The following is a 271-nucleotide window of genomic DNA, read 5'->3' as shown; positions in this document are numbered from 1 at the left end:
GCCACGCGCCCGCGGCCACCGCCAGCCCGTAGAACAGCTGCAGCGTCGGGATGGACGAGTTCTGCGCGACGGTGATGGTGCGGTCCACAGTGGGTATCTGATTGGCGAAGGTGAGCCCCTGAGCCACCAGCAGCTGCTTCACCCGCTCGATGATCGGAGCGAGCTGAATGCCCACGGATCCGTCGGCGCCCACCGTCACGGCGGCTTTCGGGTTGTTCTGCATCGTCGCGACCAGTTGGTCGTGGCTCGTCCGCAGCGCCTGCTGCCACAC

1 protein-coding gene is annotated in these 271 nt (G+C 67.2%); it reads right to left on the bottom strand.

The window, feature by feature from the left end:
- Positions 1–271, bottom strand: a 271-nt coding sequence (locus SB717_RS36005) for a hypothetical protein (RefSeq protein ID WP_410907782.1), incomplete at both ends; no start/stop codon positions are given.

Source organism: Priestia sp. SIMBA_032 (genome assembly GCF_046535215.1).
GTDB lineage: Bacteria > Bacillota > Bacilli > Bacillales > Bacillaceae_H > Priestia > Priestia aryabhattai.
Note: the sequence above shows the minus strand (reverse complement) of the source record. Positions and strands in the feature narration are given on the sequence as shown.